The following is a 9261-nucleotide window of genomic DNA, read 5'->3' as shown; positions in this document are numbered from 1 at the left end:
GACCATAACCGCATCGCGGAGGCGATCCGGACGGCCGAGCTGAAGACCGACGGCGAGATCTATTGCGTCGTCGCGAGAGCGAGCGACGGCTACTTCTTTCCGGCCGCCTTCACCGCCACGATCGGCCTGTTCATCGCCAGCCTCGCCGTCGCCTACGGGCTGGAAGGCTTGTGGCTGACCATCCGGCTCCCTCATTTCGTGCTGGCGCAGCTGCTGGCGTTGGCTTCGGTGTTCGCCCTGCTCTGGTTCCTGCCCACCTTGCGCATTCATTTCGTGCCGAGAAGGCTGCGCTATCAGGCCGCGCACGCCAATGCGATGAAGCAGTTCCTGGCCCGCAACGTCCATCGCACGCAGGCGCGCACCGGCGTGCTCATCTTCGTCTCCATCGCCGAGCGCTATGCCGAGGTCGTCGCCGACTCCGGCATCGACGCCAAGGTCGGCCAGCATGTCTGGGACGGCGTGGTGCGCGACCTCACGAAACACGCCGGCGACGACCGGTTGGCCGACGGCTTCGTGAAAGCCGTCGAATCGGTCGGCGCGGTGCTTGCCGAGCATTTCCCGGTCACCGAAGGCGACACCAACGAACTCGACGATCACCTCGTCGAAATCTGATACAACCTCGTCCGCCGACGCACCTTTCGCCTGTGCGAAAGCGTCGAGGCGTGTTGGGGGACTCTTTGCAATCGGGCGAGGCGGGTTTATGGTTAACCAATCATGAACACGCTGACGATCGACATCCGGAAGGCAGAACCGCGCGACGCGAGCGCCATCGCCGAGGTGCATCAGCAGGCCTGGCGCGGCGCCTATTCGGGCATCATCCCGCACCGCACGCTGACCTCGATGATCAACCGCCGCGGCGTCGACTGGTGGGCCAACGCGATTCGCCGCGCCGCCACGGTGCTGGTGGTCGAGATCGGCGGAACGGTCGCCGGCTATGCCACGATCGGCAAGAACCGCGCCCGCGAGCTCCGCCAGCAGGGTGAGATCTACGAGCTCTATCTGCGCCCGGAATATCAGGGCATCGGGCTCGGCAGCCGCCTGTTCAAGGCGGCCAAGGCCCGTCTCGCAGACCACGGCCTGCGTGGCCTTGTGGTCTGGGCGCTGGAAGACAATCACAACGCCCTGGCCTTCTATGCCGGCAATGGCGGCCGCGATGTCGCCGAAGGCGTCGAGGTCTTCGAGCAGAAGGCGCTTAAGAAAGTGGCTTTCGTCTGGAATGACTAACGTCGCCTAAAGCATGTCTCTCGAAAGTGGGAACCGGTTTCGGGGCAAAGACATGCGCAAAATTAAAAGCCTAAAGCGCAGGGAGCGAATCTGAAAGATCGCGACGCGCTTTAGGTTACAATCCATCACAAACTGTGCGCTTCCATTAGCGCTCAGTGCTATTCGCCGCATTGCACCATGACGCTTCGCCCGCTATCGGTCTTGCAATCGAGAGAGGGATTTTAGCCATGCGTATCGAAGCGATTGCCACCGGGAAGAACCCGCCTGAGGACGTCAACGTCATCATCGAGGTGCCGATCGGCGGCGAGCCGATCAAATACGAGATGGACAAGGAGGCCGGCACGCTGTTCGTCGACCGCTTCCTGCACACTTCCATGCGCTATCCCGGCAATTACGGCTTCGTGCCGCACACGCTGTCGGGCGACGGCGACCCTATCGACGTCCTGGTCTGCAACACGCGCGCGCTGGTGCCGGGCTGCGTCATCAACGTGCGGCCGATCGGCGTCCTGATCATGGAAGACAATGCCGGCCAGGACGAGAAGGTGATCGCCGTCCCCTCGCCCAAGCTGACGCTGCGCTATGAGAACGTCACCGAATACACGCATCTGCCGGAGATCACCCGTCAGCAGGTGCAGCACTTCTTCGAGCACTACAAGGATCTCGAGCCCGGCAAATGGGTCAAGATCGAGGGCTGGCACGATTCCAAATACGCCAAGAAGATGATCGTCGACGCGATCGCACGGGCCAAGGCGGCTAAGTAGGTTACCTCACCGCCTTCTCGCCGCCGGCGGCCGTGATCACCCCGACGATGATCAGCCCGGTCAGCACCAGCCGCACGCCGGCGCTGACGCCGAAGGTGTTGAGCATGGTGAGCAACAGCACCAGGAACAGGCCGGCGCCCCAGACGCCGGGCACGTTGGCCTTGCCGCCGGCGACCGAGGTGCCGCCGATGACCACGACCGCGATCGAGGCGAGCAGATATTCGTTGCCGATATCGACATTGGCGCCGCGGAAATAGCCGGCAAGCAGCGCTCCGTCGATGCCGCCTAGCGCCCCGCACAGGGTGTAGGTGAGGAAGCGGATGCGGCCGACATGGACGCCGGCGAGCCAGGCGGCGCGGATGTTCTGGCCGATCGCCAGCACCGAGCGGCCATAGATCATGCGCTGCAGCGCAAGCGCGGCGCCGATGGTGAAAACCACCGTCAGCATCGCCAGAACCGGAATGCCCAGCACTTGCCAGTTGGTGAAGTCGGCGAAGCCTGGCGGCGGCTTGATCTGCAGGCCGCGGCCGTAGCTGATGTCGACCGACTGGATGATGAAGCTCGCCGACAGCGTCGCGATGATCGGCGGGATGCGCAGCGCCCAGATCAAGAGGTAGTTGATCGCGCCGATGGCCGCGCCGCAGGCGAGCGCGGCGAGCAGTCCGACGACGATCATGGAATCGCTGCCGCCCATCACCTTCATGGCGACCGCGCTCGCCAGCCCGATATTGGCCGGCAGCGACAAATCGACATTGCCAGGCCCCAGCGTGATGACGAACATCTGGCCGACGCCGACGATCACCGTGAAGACGGCAAGCGACAGCGCCGCCGTGACCATGCCGCCGGCGCCGTAACCGCCGGTGAAGGCGACGGTTGCCAGCCAGACGACGAGCGCGCCGACGAAGGACCAGATCCAGGGCTTTTCGAGCACCATACGCAACGAGGCCATCGCTACCTCTCCTTGCGGCTGATCAGCACCCGCGCCGCCAGCACGATGATCAGGATCGCGCCATTGGCCGCGACCTGCCAGTCGGGCGGGATGTGCATGAAGGTGAGCAGCGGCGAGGCGGCCAAAGCCAGCGTCAGCGCGCCGAGCACCGCGCCGATCGGCGACACGCGCCCGCCCACGAACTCGCCTCCGCCGAGGATGACGCCGGCGATCGACAAGAGCGTGTAGCCGTTGCCGATATTGGCGTCGGCCGACGTGGTGATGCCGATCAGCGCCATGCCCGACAGAACGCCGAACAGGCCGGTCAGCGCGAACAGCACGATCTTGGTGCGAAGCAGTGACCAGCCGGCGCGCCTGAGCGCCGCGGCGTTGCCGCCGGAACCGCGCAGGATCACCCCATAGGAGGTGCGCATCAGGCCGAAATGCACAACGGCGGCAATCAGCAACGCGGCAAGGATCGGGAACGGGACGTAGGGCGGCTTGAAGGACATGATCGCCAGCAGCCAGTCCGGCGCCTTGCCGCCGGGCTTCGGCAGGACGAGGATGGCAAGCCCTTGCCAGACGAAGCTCATGCCGAGCGTCACCACGATGGACGGCAGGTTGCGCAGGTGGATCAGCGCGCCGAGCAGCGCGTAGACGCCGATCGAGCCGATGAGCACGAAAATGCCCAGCAGCGGCGCGTCCCTCAGCCAGGTCGCGGTGACGCAGCCGACGAAGCCGACGAAAGTGCCGATCGAGAGATCCAGCTCGTTGCCGGCTATGACGAACATCTGCGCGATCGTCGCCAGCGCGATCGGGATCGCCAGGTTGAGCATCAGGTTGAAGCCGAAATAGCTGATGGCGCGCGGGTTGAGCCAGGCAATCGCGATCAGCACCAGCGCCAGCGACAGCGCCGGCAAGAGACCGCGCAGCAGGCGCGCCCGGGCGGCGCTGCCGCGCGGCGAGGATTTCGGAAGCGTGCCGGGAGCGATCGCCGTCATGTCAGGCCGCATCCCCGAACGAGGACTGGATGATCTTTTCCTCCGTCAGCTCGTCACGCCCAAGATTGGCGACAATGCGGCCGTTCTTGAAGACATAGACATGGTCGCAATTATCGAGCTCCTCGGTCTCGGTGGTGTACCAGAGGAAGGTTCGGCCCTTGGCGGCCTCCTCGCGCACGAGGTCGTAGACTTCCAGCTTGGTGCCGATGTCGACGCCGCGCATCGGATCGTCCATCAGCACGATCTCGGCGTCGGAGCCGAGCGCGCGGGCAAACAGCGCCTTCTGCTGATTGCCGCCCGACAGCGAATAGATGTTGTTGTTCATGTCCGGCGTGCGGATGCCGATCTTCTTCTTCCAGAATTCGGCAAGCTCGGCCTCACGCTGCGGCGAGATAAGCAGCCCGCTGCGCAGCCGGGCCAGCGAGCGGATGCCGATATTCTGCGCGATCGACCATTGCGAAAAGATGCCGTCCGACTGGCGGTCGCCGGCGACCAGCGCCACCGGCGCGGTGACCTCGACGCCGGCTTTTGCGCGGGAGGCGGCCGAGAAGATCGCCAGCAAAAGGTCGGTCTGGCCATGCCCGGCAAGGCCTGCGAGGCCTATGATCTCGCCGGCGCGGGCGACAAGCTCCTTGTCGTCCTGCTGCCTGGCCGGACGCGCGCGTACCCTGAGCGCGCCAGCCTCGATTTTCCGGGCTTCGGCGGCGGCCTTCTGATGTCCTTCGGCGCCGCCCATGGCCGCGACAAGCTTGTCGCGGTCGAAAGCGCTCGCGGCGTCCGCCGCGACCACCTTGCCGTCGCGCATCACCACGATGCGGTCGGCGTTCTGCAGCACCTCGCCCAGCACATGCGAGATCAGGATGCAGCTGCCGCCGGCCGCCACGAAGCGGCGCACGAAGGACAGCAACTGCCCCGCCGTGTGCGCGTCGAGCGAAGAGGTCGGCTCGTCGAGGATGACCAGATGCAGCGGCTCGCGGGTCAGCGTGAAGGCGCGCGCCACCTCGACCATCTGCCGCCTTCCGATCGAAAGGTCGCCGGCGATGTCGTCGGCCGAAATACCGTGTTCCGGGAAGATCTCGTCGAGCTTGGCGCGGATGAGGTCGGCGGCCCTGCGCCGCCAGCCGATGCCGGCGAGCGAGGGATGGTTGATGCGGGTGTTCTCGGCGACGCTGAGATTGGGGCAGAGCGACAGCTCCTGGAACACGCAGCGTATGCCGAGCTCGAGCGCGCGCGCCACCGAATAGCTCGCCTCCTGATTGCCGCGCACGGCGATCTGCCCGCCATCCGGCCGAAGCGTGCCGGCCACCATATGCATGAGCGTCGACTTGCCGGCGCCATTATGCCCGACCAGCCCGACGCATTCGCCGGCGCCGACATGGAAGTCGACGCCGTTAAGCGCCCGAACGGCGCCGAAATGCTTTTCGGCGCCGTTGAGCCTGACGATATCCGCAATAGCCTGGAGCATCCTCAACTTTATCCGGTTGGCGATGCGGCTGGCAAATGCCGCTATTGCTTGATGTTGGCCTTGATGGCAGCGATGGCGTCTTCCTGCGTGTATTCGTGCGTGGCGACGCCGCCTTCCTTGATCTTCGGCAATGCGGCCTCGAAATCGTCCTGGGTGAAGGCGAGATACGGCACCAGCAGGTCGTGAGGAATGTCCTTGCGGCCATCGAGCACCTGCTGGGCCACCCAGAAGGCCAGCGTCGAGACGCCGGGCGCGATCGAGGCCGACCAGGTCTTGTAGCCGTCCTTCTCCTTCTGCTCCTTCCACCACTTCAGCTCGTCCTGCCGGTTGCCCATGATGATGGTCGGGCGCGGCTTGCCGGCGGCGGCGAAGGCTTGTGCGGCGCCATAGCCGTCGCCGCCCTGGTCGACGATGCCGACGATGTCCGGCAGCGACGGCAGGATGGTGGCAACAGCCTTCTGCGCCGTGGTCTGGTCCCAATCGCCTGTCACAGAACCGACGATCTTGAACTCGGGATGGGCCGCGACGCCTTCGAGGATGCCGGCATGGATGGCATCGTCGATCGAGGTGCCGGCGAGACCGCGGATTTCCAGCAGATTGCCGCCCTTCGGCTGGAACTTGGCCATCTGCTCGACTTCCTGCTTGCCCATATCCTTGAAGTCGACGACGACGCGATAGGCGCAGGGCTCGGTCACGGTGCCGTCGAAGGAGACGACGGTGATGCCGGCATCGCAGGCCTGCTTGATGGCGCCGTTCAGCGCATCGGGCGAGGCGGCGTTGATGACGATGGCGTCATAGCCCTGCAGGATCAGGTTCTGCACCTGCGCGGCCTGGGTCGGCACTTCCTTGTCGGCTGTGGTGAAGACGTCCGCCGCGGCGACGATCTTGTCGTCGACCGCTTTCTTGGTGACGATGCCGTAGCTGTCGAGCATCGCCTGGCGCCACGAATTGCCGGCATAATTGTTGGAAAAGGCGATCTTCTTGCCGCTGGTGTCGGCAAGTGCGGTGCCCGAGGCGAGCATCGCCGCGAATGCACCCAATACGAGCAGTTTCTTCATAGGTTTCCTCCCGAGGTTGCCGGTCTAGACAGATGGTCGTAACGCGTATTCCCTGTTTTTTATCTATTGTCAGACAAATTCAGAGGAACCGCAAGGAGTCAACTGCAAAGCATTGGCACTGCCCGATCAACTTGCGGTTAGGCGATTGAAAAGACGGCGACTCCTGGTCTAGGAACGCGACAGGAGGCCAATGCATGGCAGTGACGCCGACCGTTGCCAAAGGCGCGCCCGGAATTCCGGCGCGCTGGACGTCAAGCGCCAAGAGCGGCGTCGGAACCGCCCTTTCGGCAAGAAGCCCGCTCTGGTTCACCACCAGCCACGGCATCCTCAACGAGATCTATTACCCGCGCCTCGACAGCGCCTGCACGCGCGACCTGGGGCTGATCGTCACCGGCCCCGGCGGTTATTTTTCCGAGGAGAAGCGCGATGCGGCCCACACCGTCGAGCCTTTCGAGGACGGGGTGCCCGGCTACAGGCTGACCAACATCGCTTCCGATGGTGCCTACCGAATCGAAAAACGCATCGTTACGGATTCGAAACAATCCGTACTGCTGCAGGAAACCAGCTTCACCGCGCTCAAGGGCCAAGCGGCCGACTATCGCGTCTACGCGCTGCTTGCACCGCATCTCGTCAACGCCGGCATGGGCAACACGGCCTGGATCGGCGAGCACAAGGGGCAGCGCCTTCTCTTCGCCACCGGACGCGGCGTCTCGCTGGCGCTTGCCTCCTCCTTGCCCTGGGGCGCCTGTTCGGCCGGCTATGTCGGCGTCTCCGACGGCTGGCAGCAACTGCGCGACAGCGGCGCGCTCGATCCTTCCTGTCACACAGCCGAAAACGGCAATGTCGCGCTCACCGGCGAGATCGGCTTTTCGGCTGGCAAGGCGGTTGCTCTGCTGGCGCTGGGCTTTGGCGCTTCGCCACAAGAAGCCGCCGACCTTGCGCTTGCAAGCCTGGAACAGGGTTTCGAGCCGACCGCCAAAACCTATGTCGAGAACTGGCGGAAATTCCAGGCAGGGTTGGAAAAACTCGACCGCCGCGCCGCCTCCGGTCTGAACACCTACCGCGCCAGCACGGCGGTGCTGGCAACGCATCTGTCGATCGCAAGGCCCGGCGCCGCCGTCGCCAGCCTGTCGATCCCCTGGGGTTTCAACAAGGGCGACGACGACCTCGGCGGCTATCACCTCGTCTGGCCGCGCGACCTGGTCGAAACGGCGGGCGGCTTCCTCGCCGCCGGCGACGGCAGGCAGGCGCTGCAGATCCTCACCTATCTGCGCTCGATCCAGCAGCCGGACGGCCACTGGCCGCAGAATTGCTGGTCCGACGGCACCGCCTATTGGCCCGGCATCCAGATGGACGAATGCGCCTTTCCGCTGCTGCTCGCCGACGCCTTGCGCCGCGCTGGCCATCTGCCGAAGTCGAAGCTTACAGACTTCCTGGCCATGATCGAAAAGGCGGCCGCCTATGTCGTGCGCAACGGCCCCGTCACCGGCGAGGATCGCTGGGAGGAGGATGCCGGCTACAGCCCGTTCACGCTGGCCGTGGAGATAGCCGGATTGCTCGCCGCCGCCGACATGCTGGACGTTTGCGGGAAAAATGAGCCGGCAAACTATCTGCGTGAGATCGCCGATTGCTGGAACGACCAGGTGGAGCGCTGGGGCTATGTCACCGGCACCGAGCTCTGCGCCCGGGCGGGAATCGAGGGTTATTATGTCCGCATAGCCCCGCCCGACGATGGCGGCGCCGCCTCGCCCAAGGATGGTTTCGTGCCGATCAAGAACCGGCCGCCGGGCGATACCGACAAGCCGGCCGAGGCGATCATCAGCCCGGACGCCCTGGCGCTGGTGCGTTTCGGGCTCAGATCCGCGGACGATCCGCGCATCCTGAACACCGTCAGGGCCATCGACGCCGAGCTGCGCTGCGACCTGCCGCAGGGGCCGCTCTGGTACCGCTATACCGGCGACGGCTATGGCGAGCACGAGGACGGCGCGCCTTTCGACGGCACCGGCCGCGGACGGCCGTGGCCGCTGCTTGCCGGCGAGCGCGCCCATTACGAGCTGGCCGCCGGCCGCAAGGACAGGGCGGCACAGCTGCTCGAGACTTTCGAACGCTCGGCCGGCGTGGGCGGGCTTCTACCCGAGCAGGTCTGGGACCGCCCCGACATGCCTGACCGCGAATTGCGGCTGGGCGCTCCTTCCGGCAGCGCCATGCCGCTGGTCTGGGCGCACGCCGAGCATATCAAGCTTTTGCGCTCGCTGCGCGACGGCGCCGTCTTCGACCTGCCGCCGCAGGGCGTCGAGCGCTACATCCGGGACAAGACGGTCTCGCCGCTGCGGATCTGGCGCTTCAACCACAAGATCCGCTCCATCCCGGCCGGCAAGGCGCTGCGCGTCGAATTGTCGGCGCCGGGCGTCGTCCATTGGAGCAGCGACAAATGGCTGACCGTGCAGGACAGCAGGACGGCCGAGAATGCGTTCGGCATCCATCTGGTGGATTTGCCCGTTGACCGCCTGCGGCCGGGAACCGTCGTCGTCTTCACTTTTTTCTGGCCCGAGGCGATGCGTTGGGAGAATGTCGACTTCAGCGTCGGCATCGACGCGTCATAAATCGACGCAACAGGGCCAGTAGATTTCTCCTTTCCTCAAGCAATCGGGATGACACCATGCAGATCGGAATGATGGGACTGGGCAGGATGGGCGCCAACATGGTGCGGCGCCTGTTGCGTGACGGCCATGAATGCGTCGTCTACGACATCAATTCGGCAAGCGTCGCCGGCATGGTCAAGGATGGCGCCATTGGCGCCGCCTCGCTGGAGGAGTTCGTCGGC

9 protein-coding genes are annotated in these 9261 nt (G+C 65.0%); 5 read left to right on the top strand and 4 right to left on the bottom strand.

Annotated elements, in window-relative coordinates:
- From EOD07_RS12100 to ppa, 3 genes are all read left to right on the top strand, one after another.
- Positions 1-612: TPM domain-containing protein (locus EOD07_RS12100; protein ID WP_164772199.1), on the top strand; the 612-nt coding region annotated here is incomplete at its 5' end.
- 102 nt (positions 613-714) lie between these two features.
- Positions 715-1224 (top strand): GNAT family N-acetyltransferase, encoded by a 510-nt coding sequence (locus tag EOD07_RS12095; protein ID WP_073985165.1) that lies wholly within the window; start codon positions 715-717, stop codon positions 1222-1224.
- 227 nt (positions 1225-1451) lie between these two features.
- Complete coding sequence (gene ppa, locus EOD07_RS12090) at positions 1452-1985, top strand: inorganic diphosphatase (RefSeq protein ID WP_040991510.1); 534 nt, start codon at positions 1452-1454, stop codon at positions 1983-1985.
- A 1-nt stretch (position 1986) separates the two neighbouring features.
- On the opposite strand, the gene EOD07_RS12085 is transcribed toward ppa, so the two are convergent.
- From EOD07_RS12085 to EOD07_RS12070, 4 genes are read right to left on the bottom strand one after another with little or no spacing between them, the layout of a single operon-like run.
- Complete coding sequence (locus EOD07_RS12085) at positions 1987-2934, bottom strand: ABC transporter permease (RefSeq protein ID WP_040991508.1); 948 nt, start codon at positions 2932-2934, stop codon at positions 1987-1989.
- A 2-nt stretch (positions 2935-2936) separates the two neighbouring features.
- On the bottom strand, positions 2937-3914 hold the full coding sequence (locus tag EOD07_RS12080; protein ID WP_164772198.1) for an ABC transporter permease: 978 nt from the start codon (positions 3912-3914) through the stop codon (positions 2937-2939).
- A gap of 1 nt (position 3915) precedes the next feature.
- Positions 3916-5379, bottom strand: a complete 1464-nt coding sequence (locus EOD07_RS12075) for a sugar ABC transporter ATP-binding protein (RefSeq protein ID WP_127235610.1) — start codon at positions 5377-5379, stop codon at positions 3916-3918.
- A gap of 41 nt (positions 5380-5420) precedes the next feature.
- A complete protein-coding gene (locus tag EOD07_RS12070; RefSeq protein ID WP_040991502.1) occupies positions 5421-6437 on the bottom strand; it encodes an ABC transporter substrate-binding protein in 1017 nt (338 codons plus the stop codon).
- Between the two features lie 194 nt (positions 6438-6631).
- On the opposite strand from EOD07_RS12070, the gene EOD07_RS12065 reads away from it, so the two are divergent.
- The gene (locus EOD07_RS12065; protein ID WP_127235609.1) at positions 6632-9040 is read left to right on the top strand and encodes a glucan 1,4-alpha-glucosidase; all 2409 of its coding nucleotides are present in this window, start codon (positions 6632-6634) and stop codon (positions 9038-9040) included.
- A gap of 56 nt (positions 9041-9096) precedes the next feature.
- A partial coding sequence (locus tag EOD07_RS12060) for an NAD(P)-binding domain-containing protein (RefSeq protein WP_245470070.1) occupies positions 9097-9261 on the top strand: 165 nt, incomplete at its 3' end.

The organism is Mesorhizobium sp. M2C.T.Ca.TU.002.02.1.1, assembly GCF_003997225.1.
The sequence above is the reverse complement of the archived record's forward strand: the minus strand, read 5'-3'. Positions and strand labels throughout refer to the sequence as shown.

Excerpts from the sequence above, each read along its gene's own strand:
- EOD07_RS12075 (WP_127235610.1), bottom strand. The coding sequence starts at position 5,379 with ATGCTCCAGGCTATTGCGGATATCGTCAGGCTCAACGGCGCCGAAAAG.
- EOD07_RS12095 (WP_073985165.1), top strand. The coding sequence starts at position 715 with ATGAACACGCTGACGATCGACATCCGGAAGGCAGAACCGCGCGACGCG.
- EOD07_RS12080 (WP_164772198.1), bottom strand. The coding sequence starts at position 3,914 with ATGACGGCGATCGCTCCCGGCACGCTTCCGAAATCCTCGCCGCGCGGC.
- EOD07_RS12070 (WP_040991502.1), bottom strand. The coding sequence starts at position 6,437 with ATGAAGAAACTGCTCGTATTGGGTGCATTCGCGGCGATGCTCGCCTCG.
- ppa (WP_040991510.1), top strand. The coding sequence starts at position 1,452 with ATGCGTATCGAAGCGATTGCCACCGGGAAGAACCCGCCTGAGGACGTC.
- EOD07_RS12085 (WP_040991508.1), bottom strand. The coding sequence starts at position 2,934 with ATGGCCTCGTTGCGTATGGTGCTCGAAAAGCCCTGGATCTGGTCCTTC.
- EOD07_RS12065 (WP_127235609.1), top strand. The coding sequence starts at position 6,632 with ATGGCAGTGACGCCGACCGTTGCCAAAGGCGCGCCCGGAATTCCGGCG.